This is a genomic window from Microbispora sp. NPDC046933 (assembly GCF_040644635.1).
GTDB lineage: Bacteria > Actinomycetota > Actinomycetes > Streptosporangiales > Streptosporangiaceae > Microbispora.
The window spans coordinates 1-20,414 of sequence record NZ_JBEYWW010000054.1 but is presented as its reverse complement, the minus strand read 5'-3'; the positions used below and the strand labels follow the sequence as shown (position 1 = coordinate 20,414).

Here is a 20,414-nt window from a genome sequence, read left to right as displayed (position 1 = left end):
ACAGCGCCGGGGGCTCGAAAGCGACCTGGCCCCACACGTCGGGCGAAGGGGCATCGCGGAGCGTTCCGCTAGGCTAATCGCAATAATCTATATATTGATTGGAGCAGGATGACCGATCCCGGAGCCGCGATCGACGCGGAGGAACGCGTCGAGACCCGGCACACGATCCGATTCGGCGAGCGCACGCTTGACTACACGGCGGCCGTGGGAACCGTCCTCGTCCAGGACGACGACGGGCGTCCGAGGACGAGCATGTTCTACGTCGCGTACTCCGCCCTCCGCGAGGAAGGCGCCACGAGGCGGCCGATCACCTTCCTCTTCAACGGCGGACCCGGCTCGGCGAGCCTGTGGCTCAACATCGGCGGATTCGGGCCGAAGAGAACGCCGACCGCGACGCCGTCCGCGACCCCGCCCCCGCCGTACACCGTCGGCGACAACCCGCACAGCCTGCTCGAGTACAGCGATCTCGTCTTCCTGGACGCTCCCGGCACCGGCTACTCCCGCCTGCTCGGCGACACGTCGGCCGCGGAGGTCTGGGGTGTCGACCAGGACGTCGACGCGTTCGCCCGCGCGATCACCCGCTACCTCACCCTCACGAACAACTGGAACGCCCCCCGGTTCCTCTTCGGCGAGTCGTACGGCACGACCCGGGCGGCCGCGCTCGTGCACCGGCTGCAGAACCAGGGACTCGACTTCAACGGCGTCGTGCTGCTCTCGACCATGCTCAACTGGGCGGAAAACCACCTCGGCCTCGACCAGGAGCACATCAACCTCCTGCCTTCGTTCGCCGCGACCGCCTGGTATCACGGCCGGTCCCGCATCGGCGCGACGAGCATCGAGCAGGTGCTCGACGAGGCGCGCGAGTTCGCGCAGACCGAATACGCGACCGCGCTCCAGCTCGGCGACCGGCTCCCCGCCGATCGCGAGCAGGCGGTCGCCGAACGGTTCAGCGCGTTCACCGGCCTCGATGCCGACCTCGTGCGGCAGCGCCGCTTCCGCATCGGCATGGAGCCGTTCCGCTACGCCCTCCTCGGCGACAAGGGCCGGGTCGTCGGCCGCTTCGACACCCGCTTCGTCGCCGATCACCAGTACGTGGTCGGCACCGGCTCGCACGATCCCGCGACCGACGACGCGGCGACCGCCGGTGTGAACAGCGCGCACCTGTCGGCGTTCCGGGAGCACATCGCCGGCGATCTCGGTTACACGAGCGACCTGCACTACCGCCACCTGTACAACATGGTGATCTCGCGCGCCTGGGACTGGCACCACAAGGCCCCCGGCATCGACGAACCGATGCCGGTGCCCGTCGTCAGCCTCGACCTCTCGGCGGCGATGCGCCGCAACCCGAACCTGCGGGTCGCGGTGATGGGCGGCGTCTACGACCTCGCGACCCCGTTCTTCGGCGCCGAAGTCGACATCGCCAAGCTGTATCTCGCCCCGCACCTGCGCGAAAACGTCGAGTTCCGCTTCTACGAGTCGGGCCACATGACGTTCGTCGACGAGGTCGTCGTGGCGAAGATGAAGGCCGACCTCGCCGGCTTCTACGCCCGGTCGACCGCCCACCGGCCGGTCGACCCTTCCTGACGACCTGACGCGCGAGGCGGAGCGAGCCGCGCGAGCGTGAGCACCGCGGCTCGCTGACCGCCTGGCGCGCCATCAGAGTGCCGACGACGTCCGAAGATTCAGCCGAGGTGCCGCAGCGCCAGCGACGCGAGCGCGACGGCCTGGTCGGCGAGCACGGCGTCGTCGAAGACGACATGGGGCGAATGGTTCGGCGCCGCCGTCTCGTGATCGATGTCGCGCGGTGTCGCGCGGAGGAAGACGAAGACCCCGGGCACCTCGCGCAGGACGTAGCTGAAGTCCTCGGATCCCATGACGGGAGCGGGCGAGACGCGGACGCGCCCGTCACCGAAGGTCGCCGACAGCGTGGCCAGCGCGCCGGTCGTGAGGGCGGGATCGTTCACCGTCGGGGGGCACAGCACGCGGACCTCGACGTCGGCGGCACACCCGTGGGCGGCGGCGACGCCTCTGACCAGCCCGGGAAGCTCGGCCTGCAGCCGGTCGAGCGCATCCGCGGACAGCATGCGGATCGTCGCGCCGAGCCTGGCCTCGTCGGTGATGATGTTGCGGGCCGCTCCGCCCGCCTGCAGTTGCGTGGTGGTGAGCACGACGGGGTCGAAGACGTCGAACCGCCGCGTCACGAACGTCTGGAGCGCCAGGACGAGTTCGGCGGCGGCGGGCACGGGATCGATCGTGAGGTGCGGGGCGGACGCGTGGCCGCCCCGGCCCCGGACGACGACATCCAGCTCGGCGCATCCGGCCATGAGCGGTCCGGGACGTGTCGAGAAGACGCCGAACTCCCCCGGCACCACGTGGATGCCGTAGGCCGCGACGGGGCGCGCCCCGGCCGCGTCGAGCACCCCCTCGGCGATCATGCGAGCGGCGCCGTCTCCGAGCTCCTCCCCGGGCTGGAACATGAACACGACGTCGCCGGCGAGCCTTTCCCGCCGCCCGTGCAGGAGCCTCGCGGCGCCGACGAGTCCGGCCACGTGGAGGTCGTGCCCGCACGCGTGCATCGCGTCTCCGCGCGCCCGGTACGGCAGGTCGGCCTCCTCGCGCATGGGCAACGCGTCCATGTCGGCACGCAGCAGCACGACCGGCCCGGGACGGCCGCCCCGCAGCACCGCCACGACCGAGTCCAGCTCCGTGCCGAGCGTGACCTCGAGGTCGAGGTCCGCCAGCGCGGCGATGACCCGCCGCTGCGTCCTCGGCAGCCTCAGGCCGAGCTCGGGGTCGGCGTGGAGCTCGCGGCGCAGGCGGACGAGCTCGGGCAGGATCCGGCCGGCGTCCTCGCGCATCAACGGAGACCGTCCGTGTCGGCGAATCGCAGCAGGTGATCGGTGCCCGCGTTCTCGATCCGCGGGATCGCCGACACGAGTGCCCGGGTGTACGGCTGCCGCGGATTCGCCACGATCTCCTCCGCGTCACCGTGCTCGACCACGCGTCCGCGGCTCATCACCGCGGTGGTGTCGGCGATGTAGCGGACGGCGGCGAGGTTGTGGGTAATGAAGATCATCGAAAGTTCGAGCTCGCGCTGCAGGTCGCGGATGAGGTTGAGCACCGCGCCCTGGACCGAGGCGTCGAGCGCCGAAGTGATCTCGTCGGCGACGATGAGCCGCGGACGCACGGCGAGGCACCGCGCGATGGCCACGCGCTGCCGCATCCCGCCCGACATCTGTGACGGGTACTGGTCGGCGACCGCCGGCTTCAGGCGCACGAGATCGAGCAGTTCGCGAACGCTTGCGGCCCGCTGCTTCGCGTCGAGGTCACCGTGCGTGGCCAGGGCCTCCTCGATCGTCTCGCCGACCGTCATGCGCGGGTTCAGCGACGAGTAGGGGTCCTGGAAAATCATCTGCACGTCCCGCGCCCGGCGGCGGCGGTCGACGCCGCGCGTACGCAGCAGGTCGTCGCCGTCGAGCGTGATGCGCCCGGAAGTCGCCCGCTGCAGCCCGGCGACCGTGCGCGCGACGGTGGACTTGCCCGACCCGGACTCTCCGACCAGGCCCACGATCGTGCCGTGCGGCACGGTCAGCGAAACCCCGTCGACGGCGTTGAAGGCCCGGTGACGGTGACCGAAGGTCACGACCAGATCCTCGATGACGAGCTCGGCCATCAGGCTCCCACCTCCTCAGGTGCCGTGTCAGGTGCGACCGCGTCCTGCGGATGCCGGCACGCGACCCGGCCGCCGTGGCGGTGCGGAGCCAGGACGGGGGTCTCGGTCCGGCAGCGGTCGGTGGCGAACGCGCAGCGGGCGGCGAAGGCGCACCCCGTTATGGGACGCGACAGGTCCGGCGGCTCCCCGGGGATCGTCACCAGCGGCTTGGTCCGATCGGTGTCGAGGTCCGGAAGCGAGGCCGCGAGCGCCCTCGTGTACGGATGCGCGAGCCGCTCCGGGGTCGCCAGGAGTGCGATGTCGACGTCCTCGACGATGCGGCCGGCGTACATCACGAGAATTCGCTGGCAGAGCTCGGCCAGGACGGCGACGTCGTGCGACACGACGATGGCGGCCGCGCCGGACTCGGCGCACTCGCGGCGCAGGAGCGCGAGCACCCGCCGTTGGACGGTCACGTCGAGCGCCGTGGTGGGCTCGTCGGCGATGATGAGCGACGGCGAGCCGATCTGCGACATCGCGATGAGCGCGCGCTGGCGCATCCCTCCCGAGAACTCGTGCGGGAACTGCTGGGCGCGCTGCGCGGCATCGGGGATCCGCACGTCGTCGAGCGCGCGAACCGCCCTCTCATGCGCCTGCCTACGGCCGGCGCCACCGTGGACGCGCGGGATCTCGGCGAGCTGGGTGCCGACGCGCAGGGCGGGGTTGAGCGCCGTGAGAGAGTCCTGGAACACCACGCCGACGCGGGTCCCGAGCACCTTGCCCCCCTCCGCGGGCGTGAGCCCGGTCAGGTCCTCGCCGTCGAAACGGAGCCGTCGGGCGGTCACCGCCGCACCCGCCGGGGCGAGCCGCGCCACCGACATCATGGTGACGCTCTTGCCGCTGCCGGACTCGCCGACCACGCCCACGATCTCACCCGGGGCGATGCGGAAGGAGACGTCCTGGACGGGGCGGATCCAGCCGTCCGGCCCGGGAAAGGACACCGAGAGTCCTTCGACCTCGAGGAGCGGGACGACCGTCTCCGCGTTCTCGGCCCCGGTCGTGGACGGCGTCTGCGCCGGCACCTCGGCGACCGGCGCCGGACCGAGCCGGCGAGGCGGCAACGCCTTCCGGTGCTCACGGTTGCGCAGCTGCGCGGCGAGCGACTCACCGAGCATGCTGAACGCGAGGCCGGCGAACACGACGGCGACACCGGGGCCGATGGCGGCGACCGGCGAGTTGTACACCTGACCGAATCCCTCGCTGAGAAGGCGGCCCCAGTCGAAGTCCGGCGGCTGCACGCCGACGCCGAGGAAGCTCAGGCTGGACAGCGCGAGCAGGCCGCCTCCGATCGAGGTGGTCACGTTGACGATGACGGGCTCGGCGATGTTCGGAAGCACGTACCGCGTGAACTGGCGCCGCCGGGAGACACCGAGCATGCGCGCGGCGGCGAGGTACTCGGAGCCGCCGACGCGTGAGGAGAGCGTCTGCGCGAGACGCGCGAACGACGGTGTCATCGTGAGCGCGAGGGCGACCACCGCGGTCGTGGCCCCCGGCCCGAGGAGGATCACCGTGAGCATGGCCACGAGGAGCACGGGGAACGCGAGCCACGTGCTGACGACGCTCGCGAACCAACGCTGGGCGCGAGCGCCGAGCACCGCGGGCAGGGCTCCGAGCACCAGGCCGGCGCACACGCCCATGAGTGTCGCCGCGACGGCCATCACCAGCGAAAGCCGCGCGGCCACGAGTGTGCGCAGGAGGATGTCGCGGCCGAGCTTGTCGGTGCCGAGCAGGTGCTCGGCGGACGGGGGCAGCGCGATGGCGTCGGGATTCGCCGCCACGGCCTCCTCGCCCCACAGGACCGGAGCAAGCACGGCGAGCAGGACGAGCACCCCGAGCATGCACACGGCAATGATCGCCATCGGCTGCCGCAACAGCCCGGAACGGCGGGTCGTCATGAGGTCTCCAGGAGCGAGGTGCGCCGGTCGAGCAGGGAGAGCACGAGGTCGACGAGCAGGTTGACGACGAGGATGATCGCGGCGTACACGAGCGCGAGGCCCTGGACGATGCCGTAGTCCTTCGTGGTGATGGCTCCGACGAAAGCCATTCCGAGCCCCGGCCAGTTGAACACCTGCTCGACGAGCACGCTGCCCGCGATCATCGTCCCGAGCAGCGTCCCGCCGATCGTGAGCGTCGCGGTGAGCATGTTCGGCAGGGCGTGCCGGAAGTAGACCATCCAGGCGGGAAGCCGCTTCGAGCGCGCCGTGCGCATGTAGTCGTCTTTGAGCGTGTTGAGTGCCTCGATACGGGCGATGCGTGAGATGGACGCGGCCGCCGACACCGACAGGGCGATCACGGGCAGCACGTACGACGCCGGGCCCGTGCGCCCGGCGACCGGGAACGCGTGCAGCGTGATGGCGAAGACGATGACGAGGACCACACCCAGGAGGTATTCGGGGATCGCGGCGATGAAGCCCGTGACCCCCGTGAAGACCGTCTCGGCGCCGCGGCGGCCGTTGCCCTGGGTGATGATCGCGATGGCGAGGCCCACGGGGACGGCGACGAGCAGCACGACGACGAAGGCGATGCCCGCGAGTTCGAGCGTCGCGGGCAACCGGTAGGAGACGAGCTCGGTGACGGAGCGGCCCGTGATGATCGAGGCGCCGAGATCGCCGCGGAACAGACCCGCGAGATAGTCGAAGTACTGCAGGATGAGGGGATCGTTCAGGCCGAGCTGCTCCCTTCGGGCCTGCACCACGCTCGCGTCGGCGGTCGCGCCGAGCGCGGCACGGACGGGATCGCCTCCCGCCATCCGCAGCACGAGGAACGCGACCGTGATGATCACCCACATCGCGACGAGCATGCGTGCCGTGCGGCGCAGAAGGAAGCCGAGCCACCGGTGGCCGCCGCGGCGGCCACCGGACGCGGATGTCGAGTGCGTCATCAGGCTACTTCGACGACACGCGCAGGCTGGTGGGCACGACGAGCGTGTTCGAGTTCAGAGCGAACTTGACGCCGTTGCCGTAGGTGGTCTCGGTCGCCTCGTAGAACGGCAGCACTTCGAGGTCCTTGACCAGCGACTGCTGCGCGGCCTGCCAGCTGTCGCAGCTGTTCTCGCCGGCCTGGTCCTGGGCCTTGGCGGCCAGGTCGAAGAACTCCTTGTTGGTGTTGTACGTCCAGTTGCCACCCTTCGGGGGGAAGTCACCCGAGAGGATGCCCTGCCACGTGTTCGGCAGGGTCGTCGAGATGGGAGCCCACACCAGGTCCCAGTCGCCGCCCTGGAAGATGACGTCGGTGTACGACGGCGACGGCGTCGGGGTCGCCTTCACCCCGATCTCGGCCAGTTGCTGCTGCATGAGTTCGATGCCCGAGACAGCCGACTTGTCGGAGTTCGCGGGATAGAGCAGCACGAGCGACAGCGGCTTGCCGTCCTTCGCACGGGTGCCGTCCGCGCCCTTCACCCAGCCGGCCTTGTCGAGCGCGGCCGCCGCGGCGTTCTTGTCGAACGCGGTGATCGCCGGAGTGATGTCGGTCGTCTTGCAGACGTTGCTGTACGACGTCGTGAGGCTCTTCATCGGCGTGCCGCGACCGCCCGTGCTCACCTTGCCGACCGCGTCGCGGTCGATGGCGCCGGCGAGCGCCTGGCGCACGGCGAGGTCGTGGGTCGCGCGCCCCTTGGCCTGGTTGAAGAACAGCAGACCTGGGCGGGCCGGCACGTCGATCTTGTTGAGGCCGAGCGGGTCGAGACGCTCGCGGTCGTCGCCGGCGACGAGCCCGAGATTCACCTCGCCCGACTGGAGCATGTTGGCGATCGTCGACTCGCTCTCGACGACCTGCACGGTCACGGTGGAAGGCAGGCCGGGCGTCTTGGCGGTCACCCCGCCGGGACCCCAGGCGTACTCGGGGCGAAGCTGGAGCGTGTAGCTCTGGCCGGGCGACGACTTGACGAGCTTGTACGGGCCGGTGCCGAGCCACTCGGTGTCGAGCTTGCCGGGGTCGGCCGAGCCCGCGTGGCAGACGACCGGCATGAGGCCGATCGTGGCGAGCAGGAAGCTCTGCGGGGTGTCACTGTGGAACGTGACGGTGCGGCTCGCGTCGTCGGCGTCGATCTTGAGTCCGGTGGCCGGGAAGTACACGCCGCGGTACGGGGATCCGGTCTCCTTGAGGCCGGCGTAGTCGAAGCTCGCCTTGACGTCGCTCGCCTTCAGCGGGGAACCGTCGGCGCAGACGATGCCGTTCTTGAGGGTGAAGCGCACCTCGGTGGTCGACTCCTCCCACTTCTCGGCGAGCAGTCCCTGGGGGTCGGCGCCGGCGGTGAAGGACACGAGCGACTCGTAGCCGAACGCGGCGAGGCTCTGAGCCGCCACGGTCGCGTTCTTCACGGGGTTGAGCTGGCCCGGGTCGCCGGCGAGCGCGTAGGTGACGCCGCCGTCCGACGCCGCGCCGCCGTCGCCGTCGCCGCCCGTCGAGGCGCAGCCGGTCAGCGCGAGCGCGCTCGCACCCACGGCACCGAGGAGGGTAACAATGCTTCGTTTCATGGTGGTCCTTCAACACAGACGCGGAGCACGCGCCCGGCACTAAATGAGTGTTATGAATTATGTAGATACCGATGTTTCGGCGGTGTAACGATTCGTTATACGAGTCTCACGCACGCGCGGAGCGCCCAGGGCCGCCTGCACTCGATGGGGTGTTCGAACCCGCTGCCCTCTCCTCCGCGGCCGAGTTCCGACCGGCCGGAGCCGCCGGACGGAGCGCCGGTTTGATCCGGCATCCGCGGGCGGCACTCCACGCTCGTTGCGCGCACACCAGGCCGATCCGGCCGGCACGCGAGTACGGCGCGTGGGAGACGACATCGAGGCGGACGCCGGAGGCGCCGAAGGCGCCGAGACCCCATGGGCGATCGGCGCGTCGGCGAGCAGATCGTCACCGGCCTGTTCCTTCATCGGATCCCTCCCACTGATGGCGGAACACTGTATTCGTTACAATGATTCATGGCAACCATCGCTGAGCTGCGTGATCGCCATCTGGTACCCCTCAGGCGCGGGAGGGTTGGGGGTGCGGCACTCCTCATGTATGGCAGGCGGGCATCGGCGGTGATCTCGATGTAACAGGCGGCCGCCGGCACCTGTGACAGCCGTGTAACGGCCCATTCCTACGTTGTCGTCGTTGGATCTGCCCGCTGCGGCTGCGGCGCGCCCACTGCTCGGGGACGGCGTCCAGGCCCTGGAGAAGAAGAAGGGCCGATGACGGCGACAGGCTCGGACAACGCCAACGCTCGAGTGAAGACCGTCTGCTCCTACTGCGGGGTCGGCTGCGGGATCGTCCTTGAGGTGGCGCGGGGCTCGGACGGGCGACGCCGGGTCGTCAAGGTCGGCGGCGACAAGGGCCATCCGGCCAACGCCGGTCGCCTGTGCACCAAGGGAGCCACCAGCGCCGACATGCTCGCAGCCCCCGGCCGGCTGGAGCGGGCGCTCATCAGACCCCGCAGGGGCGCGGAGCCGGAGGAGACGAGCGTCGACGGGGCGATCACGGCGACCGCCCGGCGGCTGCGCGCGATCCTGGACGAGCACGGGCCCGACGCCCTGGCGTTCTACGTGTCAGGACAGATGACGCTGGAGGCGCAGTACCTGGCGAACAAGCTGGCCAAGGGCTTCGTCGGCACCAACCAGATCGAGTCGAACTCGCGGCTGTGCATGGCGAGCGCGGGCAGCGGTTACAAACTGTCGCTGGGCTCGGACGGCCCACCCGGCTCGTACGAGGACTTCGACCGCGCCGAGGTGTTCTTCGTCATCGGCGCGAACATGGCCGACTGTCATCCCATCCTGTTCCTGCGCCTCATGGACCGGGTCAAGGCCGGGGCCAGGCTGATCGTGGTGGACCCGCGCCGCACGGCCACGGCCGACAGGGCCGACCTGTTCCTGCGGATCCGGCCGGGCACGGACCTGGCCCTGCTGAACGGCCTGCTGCACCTGCTGGTGAAGAACGGGCACGTCGACGAGGAGTTCATCGCCGAGCACACCCGCGGCTGGGAGGCCATGCCGGACTTCCTGCGTGGCTACCCGCCGGCGGTGGTCGCCGAGCTCACCGGCGTACCCGAGGCCGACCTGCGCCGGGCCGCCCAGTGGATCGGCGAGGCCGGCGAGTGGATGAGCTGCTGGACGATGGGGCTCAACCAGAGCACCCACGGCACCTGGAACACGAACGCGCTGTGCAACCTGCACCTGGCCACGGGCGCGATCTGCCGTCCCGGCAGCGGGCCGTTCTCCCTGACCGGCCAGCCGAACGCGATGGGCGGCCGCGAGATGGGCTACATGGGGCCCGGCCTGCCCGGCCAGCGCTCGGTCCTGGTCGAGGAGGACCGCCGTTTCGTCGAGGACCTGTGGGGCATCGCGCCCGGCACGCTGCGCACCGACATCGGCCAGGGCACGATCGAGATGTTCTCCCGGATGGCCGAGGGCGAGATCAAGGCGTGCTGGATCATCTGCACCAACCCCGTGGCCAGCGTCGCCAACCGCAAGACCGTCATCGCCGGGCTTGAGGCCGCCGAGTTCGTCGTCACCCAGGACGTCTTCGCCGCCACCGAGACCAACTCCTACGCCGACGTGGTCCTGCCCGCCGCCCTGTGGGCCGAGACCGAAGGCGTGATGATCAACTCCGAGCGGAATCTCACTCTGCTCCAGCAGGCCGTCGACCCGGTCGGCGAGGCGCTGCCCGACTGGCGGATCATCGCCCGGATCGCGTGCGAGATGGGATTCGAGGAGGCGTTCTCGTACGACAGCGCCGAGGAGATCTTCGAGGAGATCAAGCGGGCCTGGAACCCGGCCACCGGTTACGACCTGCGCGGCGTCAGCTACGAACGGCTGCGCCGCGCACCCGTGCAGTGGCCCGCCGCTCCTGAGTCGGGCGAGCGCAATCCGACCCGCTACCTCAACGACGGCCGCAGCCGTTCGCTGCTCACCGGCGACGACGGCGGCAGCCCCCGGCTGGCCTTCGCCACGCCGGACGGCCGGGCCGTCTTCTTCCCGCGCCCCCACCTGCCCGCCGCCGAACTGCCCGACGACGACTTCCCGTTCGTGCTCAACACCGGGCGGCTGCAGCACCAGTGGCACACCCTGACCAAGACCGGCAAGGTCGCCAAGCTCAACAAGCTCAACCCCGGGCCGTTCGTCGAGATCAACCCGCAGGACGCCGCCGAGCACGGGATCGGCGAAGGCGACATGGTGGCGATCTCCTCCCGGCGTGGCCGGGCCGTCCTGCCCGCCGTCGTCACGGACCGGGTCATGCCGGGCAACTGTTTCGCGCCGTTCCACTGGAACGACCTGTTCGGCGAATACCTCAGTGTCAACGCCGTCACCAGCGACGCCGTGGATCCGATCTCGTTCCAGCCCGAGCTGAAGGTGTGCGCGGTCTCCCTCGCCAGAATCGCCACCGAAGCGGCGGCCCCGAGGCCGGCCCCGGCTCTCGCCTCCCTCGGCTCGTCGCAGGCGTCCGGCGACGCCTCGACTCCGGTGGCGGAGCCCGCGCGGGGCGGTCAGATCTCCGCGGGCGCGCAGGTCCTCCCCGACCCGGACCGTTCCGCGACGGTGGCGGCTCTGTCGGCCCTGTTCGGGCTGCCCGACCAGGCCCCGCCGGACCTCGGCGCGCGGGAGCGCCGTTACCTGTCCGGGTTCCTGGCCGGCCTCACGCTCTCCCCGCTGACCGGCGCGGACGTCCCCGTCCTGCCGGACCACGCACCCGTCGACCCCGACCACGCGCTGTGGATCAACGGAGCCCTCGCCGGCGCCTTCTCACGCTCCCCCGCCCCGATGACGGGACCGCCGCCCGGCGAACCCGCGCGGGAGATCGTCATCCTGTGGGCCTCGCAGACCGGCAACGCCGAGGAGTTCGCCTCGGCCGGCGCCCGCCGCCTCGCCGAGGCCGGCCGCAGCGCCCGGCTGGTCAGCATGGCCGACTGCGGACCGGCCGCGTTACCGGCGAACGCGGACGTGCTCGTCATCTCCAGCACGTTCGGCGACGGGGACGCTCCGGACAACGGCACGACCTTCTGGGAAGCCCTCTCCGACGCCGGGGCGCCCCGGCTGGACGGGGTGCGCTACGCCGTGCTCGCCTTCGGCGACTCCAGCTACGACGACTTCTGCGGGCACGGGCGCCGGCTCGACCTGCGTCTGGCGGAGCTCGGCGCCGTACGCCTGGTTCCGCGGGTGGACTGCGAGCCCGACGAGCACGAGCGTGCCCTGGGCTGGCTCGCACAGGTCCTCGACGCCCTGTCCGGCACCGCCGCGCCCGCCTCCGCCGCGGGCGAGCCCGGACCCACGGTGGGCGAGCCCGGACCCGCGGTGAGCGAGCCCCGACCCGCCGCGGCCGTGCTCGCCGAGCCGTCCGCCTCCCCCGTCCGATACGGCAAAACCTCCCCTTTCACCGCGAGACTCTCCGGCAACCGGCTGCTCAGCCTGCCCGGCTCCACGAAGGAGGTGCGCCAGTTCACCGTCGACACCGGCGGCGAACTGACCTACCAGGCCGGAGACGCCCTCGGCGTGGTGCCGGTCAACGCGGCCGACCTGGTCATGGAATGGCTGGCCGTGACCGGCCTCAGCCCGGCCGAGGACGTCGAACTCCCCGGCCTCGGCATCGTGCCCTTCGGGCAGGCCCTGCACCGCCACCTCGACATCACCAGAATCAGCCCCGACCTGCTGAAGTTCGTCGCCGAACGCACCCACGACCGTGATCTGGCCCGCATCCTCCGTCCCGGCAACAAGGGCGAGCTGGACAAATGGGTGTGGGGCCGCCAGGCCATCGACGTCGTCGCCTACCTGCCGGTCCGCGCCACGGCGCAGGAGTGGGCCGGCGTGTTCAGAAGGCTGCAGCCGCGGCTGTACTCCATTTCCTCCAGCCCCCTGACCAGTCCCGAGCGGATACGCCTGACCGTCTCGGTGGTCCGTTTCGCCAACACGCGCGGCGTCATGCGGAGCGGCGCCTGCTCGGCGTACCTGGCCGACAACCCGCAGGACTCCTCCGTTCCCGTCTACGTCCAGCCCACCACGCACTTCCGGCCGCCATCCGACCCCGCCACCCCGATGATCATGATCGGTCCCGGCACCGGCGTCGCCCCCTTTCTCGGCTTCCTCGACGAGCGCCGCGCCCTGGGCCACCGCGGCCGCAACTGGCTCTTCTTCGGCGAACAGCGCCGCGCCACCGACTTCTACTACCGCGACGAGCTGACGGCGCTCTGTGACGACGGGCTGCTCACCCGGCTCGACCTCGCCTTCTCCCGCGACCAGCGCGCCAAGATCTATGTCCAGGACCGCATGCGTGAACACGGCGTCCAGCTGTGGGCCTGGCTGCGGGAGGGCGCCCATGTGTACGTGTGCGGCGACGCCGGCCGGATGGCCAAGGACGTCGACCAGGCGTTACGTGACATCGTGGCCCACCACGGCGGCCTGACCCCGGAGGACGCCGCCGCCTACGTCAAGCGACTCGCCGCGGCCAAGCGCTACGTACGCGACGTGTACTGACCCGGAGGCGGTCGTCCGCGCGGGACCTGCTCATGCCGGGTAGGCGTGGGTCTCGGTGGCCTTGACCGAGGCCCAGATCTGCTGACCCGGGCTCAGATCGAGGTCGGCCAGGGCGGCGGGGGTGATGTCGGCGAAGGCGGTGATCGGGCCGTCGAGGTGGACGCGGACGTTGTCACCGTGCCGTTCGATGCCGCCGATCGTGGCCTGCCAGAGGTTGCGGGGGCTGCCGTCGGGGCGGGTGCGGTAGAGGGCCACGGCGGCGGGCGAGAAGGCCACGAACGCGGGCCCGTCGAACTGCTCGATCGTGCTGAACGACAGCTCGCCCAGCGTGACCCGGGCCCCGGCGCCGATCCCCCGGTAGAGGTTGAGCCCGACGAGGCGGGCGACGTAGTCGGTGCGCGGGCGGCGGGCGACGTCGGCGGGGGTGCCCTGCTGGACGATGGCGCCGGACTCGACGACGATCAGCCGGTCGGCCAGCACCATCGCGTCGAGCGGGTCGTGGGTGACCAGCACGGTGGCGCCGTCGAAGTCGGCCAGGTGGCGGCGGAGCTGGGAGCGGATCTCCAGCCGGGTGTGCGCGTCCAGCGCGGCCAGCGGCTCGTCCAGCAGCATCAGCCGGGGCCGTACGGCCAGCGCCCGGGCGAGGGCGACGCGCTGTGCCTGCCCGCCGGACAGCTGACGAGGCTTGGCCGCCGCCCGGTCGGCCAGGCCGACGCGTTCCAGCAGGGTCGCGGCGACGCGGCGCGCCTCGGCCTTGGAGACGCCCTGGCAGCGCGGCCCGAAGGCGACGTTGTCGAGCGCGGACAGGTGCGGGAAGAGCAGGTAGTCCTGGAAGACCATGCCGACCGGGCGCTGCTCGGGGGCCAGGTGGTGCAGCGGCCGGCCGTCCAGGCTGATGTGCCCGCCGGACATCGCGGTCAGCCCGGCCAGGGCGCGCAGCGCGGTGGTCTTGCCCGCGCCGTTCGGCCCGAGCAGTGCGACGACCTCGCCGGGTGCGACGTCGAGCGTGATGTCCAGGGTGAACGCGGGTCGGTGGACGACCAGGGTCGCCCGCAGGCCGTCGGAGGTCACGGGCTGCTCACCCACCGATCGCGCAGGCTGGCCAGGATGACCACCGAGACGGCCAGCAGGACCAGGCTGAGCACGATGGCCGCTTCCGGCTCGGTCTCCAGCGCCAGATAGACGGCCAGCGGCATGGTGCGCGTGGTGCCGGGGAAGTTGCCGGCGAAGGTGATGGTGGCGCCGAACTCACCGAGCGCCCGTGCCCAGCACAGCACCGCTCCGGCCACGACGCCGGGCATGATGAGCGGCAAGGTGACCCGCCGGAACACGGTCCAGCGGGAGGCGCCCAGCGTGGCGGCGGCCTCCTCGAACCGCTGGTCCGCGCCGCGCAGCGCCCCCTCCACGCTGATCACCAGGAACGGCATGGCCACGAACGCCTCGGCGACGATCACTCCGATGGTCGTGAAGGGCAGCGTGATCCCGAAGGCGGACTCCAGCCACTGGCCGATCAGCCCGCGCCGCCCCAGCACCAGCAGCAGCGCCACCCCGCCCACCACCGGCGGCAGCACCAGCGGCACGGTCACCAGGGCCCGCACCACCCGCCTGCCCGGGAACTCCACCCGGGCCAGCAGCCAGGCCAGCGGCACCCCGAACAGCAGACAGATGGCCGTGGCGGCGGTGGCGCACAGCAGCGACAGCCGCAATGCCTCCAGCACCTGCGGCTCGGCCAGCCGCCGGAGCAGCGTGGACCAGGGTGCCCGGATCAGCAGCCCGGCCAGCGGCAGCACCAGGAAGGCCAGCCCCGCCACGGCCGGCAGCACCAGCATCCACGGCAGACGACCGGAGACCCCACGGCGGGCGGCCGGGTGGCCGGCCGCACCGCTGCCAGATGTGTCCGAGCGGCTGGGACGCCGCGCGTGCGCAGAGGTCATCCGGGTCAGGGTGCCTCGAAGCCGGCCTTGGTCAGCACGTCCTTGCCCTGCTGCGACAGCACGAGATCGACGAACTGCTTGGCCAGGTCACCGGCGGGAGCCTTCGACAGGGTCGCGATCGGGTAGTCGTTGATCGCTTTGTCCGCCTCGGGGAACGCGACGCCCCGCACCTTGCCCGCCGCGGCGATCACGTCGGTCGTGTAGACCAGGGCGGCGTCCACCTCTCCCAGCTCGACCTTGGTCAGCGTGGCCTTGACGTCCTGCTCCAACGTGACCGGCGTGACCTTCAGCCCGGCCGCGTCCAGCGCCTTGACGGCCGCCGCCCCGCACGGCACCTGTTCGGCGCACAACGCCACCTTCACCGAGGGATCGGTCAGGTCCTTCAGCTCGTCCACCTTGGCCGGGTTGTCCTTCGGCACGGCGATCTCCAGCTTGTTGCGCACGAAGGTGGTCGGCCCGCTCGCCAGCGACGCATCCGTGACGGTCTTCATCGTGGCCGGACTGGCCGCGGCGAACACATCGGCCGGAGCCCCCTGGACGATCTGCTGGGCCAGCGTCGCGCTGGAACCGAAGTTGAACTTCACCGCCGTACCCGGGTGAGATGTCTCGAAGGTCTTCCCGAGCTCGGTGAACGTCTCGGTCAACGACGCGGCCGCGAACACCGTCACCTCCTTCGCCCCGCCGCCGGCCGGCGTCGAGGCGGGAGCGGAAGACGTGGACGCGGCCGGTTCACCGGAGCCGCAACCGGACAGCCCGGCGATCGCCAGCGCGACGGGCACCGCGATCGCCCATCGCGAAAGGCGCCTGAACACCAAGGGGAGCTCCTCACGGGGTAGTGGCCACGCGCTCGTGGCCGGGAATCTCGACGACGACGTTGGTGGACTTGATCACGGCGACCGCCACCACCCCTGCCTCCAGACCCAGCTCGTCGGCGGCCTGCCGGCTCATCAGCGACACCACCCGGAACGGCCCGGCGGCGATCTCCACCTGAGCCATCACCGAGTCCTTGATGACCTCGGTGACGATCCCGCGAAAGCGGTTGCGCGCCGAGGACCGCCGCCCGTCGCCGGTCGACTCGACCTGTCCGCGGGCGAAGGCCGCCAGGTCGGCCCCGCTGACCTGCCGGTGGCCGTGCTCGTCCCGCACCGCGGCCAGCCGGCCCGCGTCCACCCACCGGCGGACGGTGTCGGAGCTGACTCCGAGCAACGCGGCGGCCTCGCTGATCCGAAACGTCGTCACAGAGCTTCACCTTACCTCTCGCACATTCCAGCCTGAATACCTCTCTCCCGCCGCAGCAGCGACATAATCTACGGTTTTCCCATTGCATCCACGAGATCTGTGAGCATGCGGGCGGGTTCCCCGCGCCGCCGAGGGGCCGTGTCGGCGCTCACCGCCGTGCCGTTGACGCCGCTCACCCCACGCTCACCCCACGCTCACCCCACGCTCACCCCATGGCCACCGCCGCTGCTGCTGCCGGGCCATCCTCCACCGTCCAGGCGGCGCCCGGAGCGGCCCCGGTCACGTCAAAGCCCCGGCAGGGCCTGCCGGGGCTGCTGACGGGGCACACGCCCCGGCCCGGCTCATCGCCACCGGCACAAGCCGGTGGAGCAGCGACCCGGGGTGGCACTCCGCGCGGCGACGCAAGGGGCGCTGGGCGCAGATGGCACAGGACAGGGACGCGGCAGCCGTCGAGGCCCCGGCAAGCTCCCCCGTGAACATTATTGTGAACCCGGGCGTTTCCGCGGGATGAATGCCAAACAGGCCCGGCACGCATTGTGCCGAGCATCGAGTCGCGGGATGTGAAAGCACATGGCCGATCACATCCATTTTTGCCGACTTAATGTTAACGCTAACAGAATCAAGCACGCAGGACGGTCGTCGACCTCCAGGAGTGAATCGCTACGACTTGAGCGATGCGGCAGGCATCACTATGAACCCCGCAGGGATGTCGCGTCAAGGTTTCGAACAGGTTCGCACACGCGGTTGAACCATGCCCGGAGACGGACAACTCCCGCGGCGGATCGAGGGGCCCTCCCCCTGGTGAGGCGCGGCTCGCCGGCCCGAAAGTCCAGGCCCCCGCCTCCCGACCGGCGCGCCCGGCAAGCGACCCATCTCACCCCGGCCATCAAGAGTGGGCCGGACGACTTTGGCATCGACTCGGACAACTCCTGCGGTCTAGAAAATTTCGATATTGCTTCGAAAAGTTTAGGCAAGCTGGCCGGACGACGTGCTCCCTGAAACTTTCAATGCCATTCAGTGAAGATCAACACCCTTTTGAGCTGTGGCGTTGCCCAAGGATGTTAGCTATAACATTGAGCCCTTTCTGCGTTTCGTTGACGGCACGAGTCGCCCCTTCTTACCGTCTGAATCCCTTCAAGCACCGACTCGAATGGGGTTGGTTATGCAACGTTCAACCAGATGGGCCGCACGAGTCGCGGCCCTCGCCGGCGTTCTTGTGCCGGCGGTCGCCGGGGCGATGGCCGCACAGGCGCCGGCCATGGCCGCGGTCTCCTGCCGTGTCGACTACGCGGTCACGAACCAGTGGCAGGGCGGCTTCGGCGCCAACGTGACGATCCACAACGTCGGTGACGCGGTCAACGGCTGGCGGCTGACCTGGTCCTTCGGGGCGGGTCAGCAGGTGACCCAGGCGTGGAACGCCACCGTGACCCAGGCCGGCGGCAACGTGACCGCCGTCGACGCCGGATACAACGCCGCGATCCCCTCCGGCGGAAACACGTCCTTCGGGTTCAACGGCTCCTGGAACGGCGCCAATCCCAACCCGGTCTCTTTCTCGCTGAACGGCGTGCCGTGCACCGGCGCTCCCGGCTCGCCGAGCGCGAGTCCCAGCCCGTCGCTTCCGCCTTCACCGCCCGTCTCTCCCAGTCCCTCTGCACCGTCGGGTGGGCCCACGACCCCGCCGGGGTCCTATCCCAACCCCGGACGCGTGACCGGCGACACCGGGGTCCACGACCCCAGCGTGGCGAAGCGTCCCGACGGGGGTTACCTCCTGGCCCACACCGGCGACAACATCGTCCTCAAGACGTCCCCCGACCGGACGGCCTGGCGTAACGCCGGAGTGGTCTTCCCCGGCGGCGCGCCGTGGACCACCTCCTACACCGGTGGCAGCAGGAACCTGTGGGCGCCGGACATCTCGTACCACAACGGCAGGTACTACCTGTACTACTCGGCCTCGTCCTTCGGGTCGAGCAACTCCGCGATCTTCCTGGCGACCAGCACCAGCGGCGCCTCCGGCTCGTGGACGAACGAAGGGATGATCATCTCGACCAACTCGTCCAGCGGCTACAACGCGATCGACCCCAACCTCGTCATCGACGACCAGGGCAGATGGTGGCTGTCCTTCGGCTCGTTCTGGAGCGGCATCAAGCTCATCCAACTCGACCCGGCCACCGGCAAGCGACTCGACAACACCGTCCGGAGCATCGCGCAGCGTCCGGGCAGCACGGCGATCGAAGCGCCGTTCATCTTCAAGCACGGCGGCTACTACTACCTGTGGGCCTCCTTCGACATGTGCTGCAGGGGCGCTTCCAGCACCTATCGGATCATGGTCGGCCGCTCGTCGAGCGTGACCGGTCCGTACGTGGACCGCAACGGCGTGGCGATGACGTCCGGCGGGGGCACGCAGGTGCTCGCCGGCCATGGCGGCATCCACGGCCCCGGTCACCAGGCGGTCATCAACGACGGCGACGGTGACGTGCTCTTCTACCACTACTACGCCGACAACGGCGCGGCCCTGCTCGGCATCAACAAGATCGGCTACGACTCGGCCGGCTGGCCGTTCGTCTACTGACAAGCAGGAGAGCTCTCCATGAAAATCTCCCCCTCCCGGGCCTACCTCGCCACGTCTCTGGCCGCCGTCCTGGCCGCCGTCCTGCCGGTCGGCGTCGACGAGGCGCAGGCGGCCGTCGGCTGCCGTGTCGACTACACCGTCACCAACCAGTGGCAGGGCGGCTTCGGCGCCAACGTGACGATCCACAACGTCGGTGACGCAGTCAACGGCTGGCGACTGACCTGGTCCTTCGGGGCGGGTCAGCAGGTGACCCAGGCGTGGAACGCCACCGTGACCCAGGCCGGCGGCAACGTGACCGCCGTCGACGCCGGATACAACGCCGCGATCCCCTCCGGCGGAAACACGTCCTTCGGGTTCAACGGCTCCTGGAACGGCGCCAACCCCAACCCCGTGTCCTTCTCACTGAACGGCGTGCCCTGCACCGGAACGCCGGGATCGTCTCCTTCAGCCTCCCCCTCGCCTTCGCCTTCCCCCTCCTCACCTACGGGACCTCGCAACACCTTCACCAACCCGCTCAAGCAACACGGCCCCGACCCGTGGCTGACCTACCACAACGGCTACTACTACCTGGCGACCACCACCTGGAACTCCACCATCACCATGCGGCGGTCCCGTACGCTCGCGGGTCTGAAGAACGCGCCGGACACCACGGTGTTCAACCTGTCCGGCCTGCCGAACGGCTGCTGCAACATGTGGGCCCCGGAGTTCCACCTGCTCGACGGCCCCAACGGCAGGCGCTGGTACATGTACTACGTCGCCGGCCAGAACGTCGGCGACTACAACCCGACCCAGCGCCTGCACGTGCTGGAAAGCGACGGCACCGACCCCATGGGCCCCTACCACTTCAAGGCCGACCTCGGCAATGTCTGGGCCCTGGACGCCAGCATCCTGCAGCACGGCGGCCGGCTCTACCTCATGGGCACCTACCAGAACGGCGGCCAGAGCCTGTTCATCCAGGCGCTCGGCAACCCCTGGACCACCAGCGGCCCAATGGTGAAGCTCACCGGCCCCACCCTCGCCTGGGAGAGACAGACCTTCCCCGTCGCCGAAGGCCCCGAGCCGCTCTACCACAACGGCAAGACCTTCGTCATCTACTCCGCCAGCGCCTGCTGGGGCCCCGACTACAAGCTCGGCATGCTCACCCTCACCGGATCCGACCCGCTCAACCCCGCCCACTGGACCAAGTCGCCCAACCCGGTCTTCCAGCGCAACGACGCGAACGGCGTGTTCGCCCCGGGCCACAACGGCTTCTTCAAGTCCCCCGACGGCACCGAGGACTGGATCGTCTACCACGCCAACGACTCCGCCGGCGGTGGCTGCGACATGAACCGCAGCACCCGCGCCCAGAAGTTCACCTGGAACCCTGACGGCACCCCCAACTTCGGCACCCCCGCCAGGCTCGGCGTCACGCTCCCCGCACCCGCCGGCGAACCGGCCAACTGACCACCGCCGTCCCCGGTGCCTGGCACCGGGGAGGGCGGCGGGCGGGTTCGCCCCGGCGGGCGGAGGGG

13 protein-coding genes are annotated in these 20,414 nt (G+C 70.4%); 4 read left to right on the top strand and 9 right to left on the bottom strand.

Annotated elements, in window-relative coordinates; translation table 11 throughout:
• Window positions 1-108: 108 nt before the first annotated feature.
• Window positions 109-1,584: a hypothetical protein gene (locus ABZ857_RS41065; protein WP_357055312.1), complete on the top strand. Its 1,476-nt coding sequence runs from the start codon at window positions 109-111 to the stop codon at window positions 1,582-1,584.
• Between the two features lie 98 nt (window positions 1,585-1,682).
• Here ABZ857_RS41065 and ABZ857_RS41060 read toward each other — a convergent pair whose 3' ends face one another.
• Genes ABZ857_RS41060 through ABZ857_RS41040 form a run of 5 tightly spaced genes read right to left on the bottom strand, consistent with a single transcriptional unit; the run spans window position 1,683 to window position 8,154 of the window.
• Window positions 1,683-2,858, bottom strand: a complete 1,176-nt coding sequence (locus ABZ857_RS41060) for a M20 family metallopeptidase (RefSeq protein ID WP_357055309.1) — start codon at window positions 2,856-2,858, stop codon at window positions 1,683-1,685.
• A complete protein-coding gene (locus ABZ857_RS41055; protein ID WP_357055306.1) occupies window positions 2,858-3,673 on the bottom strand; it encodes an ATP-binding cassette domain-containing protein in 816 nt (271 codons plus the stop codon). The genes ABZ857_RS41060 and ABZ857_RS41055 overlap by 1 nt, the downstream gene beginning before the upstream one ends.
• Window positions 3,673-5,607: a dipeptide/oligopeptide/nickel ABC transporter permease/ATP-binding protein gene (locus ABZ857_RS41050; protein WP_357055304.1), complete on the bottom strand. Its 1,935-nt coding sequence runs from the start codon at window positions 5,605-5,607 to the stop codon at window positions 3,673-3,675. Before ABZ857_RS41050 ends, ABZ857_RS41055 begins: the two co-directional genes overlap by 1 nt.
• Entirely contained in the window at window positions 5,604-6,593 is a 990-nt protein-coding gene (locus tag ABZ857_RS41045) for an ABC transporter permease (RefSeq protein ID WP_357055302.1), read from the bottom strand. The genes ABZ857_RS41050 and ABZ857_RS41045 overlap by 4 nt, the downstream gene beginning before the upstream one ends.
• 4 nt (window positions 6,594-6,597) lie before the next feature.
• The gene (locus ABZ857_RS41040; RefSeq protein ID WP_357055300.1) at window positions 6,598-8,154 is read right to left on the bottom strand and encodes an ABC transporter substrate-binding protein; all 1,557 of its coding nucleotides are present in this window, start codon (window positions 8,152-8,154) and stop codon (window positions 6,598-6,600) included.
• Between the two features lie 738 nt (window positions 8,155-8,892).
• On the opposite strand from ABZ857_RS41040, the gene ABZ857_RS41035 reads away from it, so the two are divergent.
• The gene (locus ABZ857_RS41035) at window positions 8,893-13,161 is read left to right on the top strand and encodes a bifunctional nitrate reductase/sulfite reductase flavoprotein subunit alpha (protein ID WP_357055297.1); all 4,269 of its coding nucleotides are present in this window, start codon (window positions 8,893-8,895) and stop codon (window positions 13,159-13,161) included.
• A gap of 30 nt (window positions 13,162-13,191) precedes the next feature.
• On the opposite strand, the gene ABZ857_RS41030 is transcribed toward ABZ857_RS41035, so the two are convergent.
• From ABZ857_RS41030 to ABZ857_RS41015, 4 genes are all read right to left on the bottom strand, one after another.
• Window positions 13,192-14,247: an ABC transporter ATP-binding protein gene (locus ABZ857_RS41030; protein ID WP_357055294.1), complete on the bottom strand. Its 1,056-nt coding sequence runs from the start codon at window positions 14,245-14,247 to the stop codon at window positions 13,192-13,194.
• Window positions 14,229-14,990 carry an ABC transporter permease gene (locus ABZ857_RS41025; RefSeq protein WP_357055387.1) on the bottom strand — a complete coding sequence of 254 codons (762 nt, stop codon included), beginning with the start codon at window positions 14,988-14,990 and terminating at the stop codon, window positions 14,229-14,231. The genes ABZ857_RS41030 and ABZ857_RS41025 overlap by 19 nt, the downstream gene beginning before the upstream one ends.
• A gap of 110 nt (window positions 14,991-15,100) precedes the next feature.
• A complete protein-coding gene (gene modA / locus ABZ857_RS41020) occupies window positions 15,101-15,910 on the bottom strand; it encodes a molybdate ABC transporter substrate-binding protein (protein WP_357055291.1) in 810 nt (269 codons plus the stop codon).
• Between the two features lie 10 nt (window positions 15,911-15,920).
• Window positions 15,921-16,334 (bottom strand): helix-turn-helix transcriptional regulator, encoded by a 414-nt coding sequence (locus ABZ857_RS41015; RefSeq protein ID WP_357055288.1) that lies wholly within the window; start codon window positions 16,332-16,334, stop codon window positions 15,921-15,923.
• A gap of 1,162 nt (window positions 16,335-17,496) precedes the next feature.
• Between ABZ857_RS41015 and ABZ857_RS41010 the strand changes: the two genes are divergently transcribed.
• Both ABZ857_RS41010 and ABZ857_RS41005 read left to right on the top strand, forming a co-directional pair.
• Entirely contained in the window at window positions 17,497-18,903 is a 1,407-nt protein-coding gene (locus tag ABZ857_RS41010; RefSeq protein WP_357055285.1) for a family 43 glycosylhydrolase, read from the top strand.
• 18 nt (window positions 18,904-18,921) lie between these two features.
• Window positions 18,922-20,346: a family 43 glycosylhydrolase gene (locus ABZ857_RS41005; RefSeq protein WP_357055282.1), complete on the top strand. Its 1,425-nt coding sequence runs from the start codon at window positions 18,922-18,924 to the stop codon at window positions 20,344-20,346.
• Window positions 20,347-20,414: the final 68 nt, after the last annotated feature.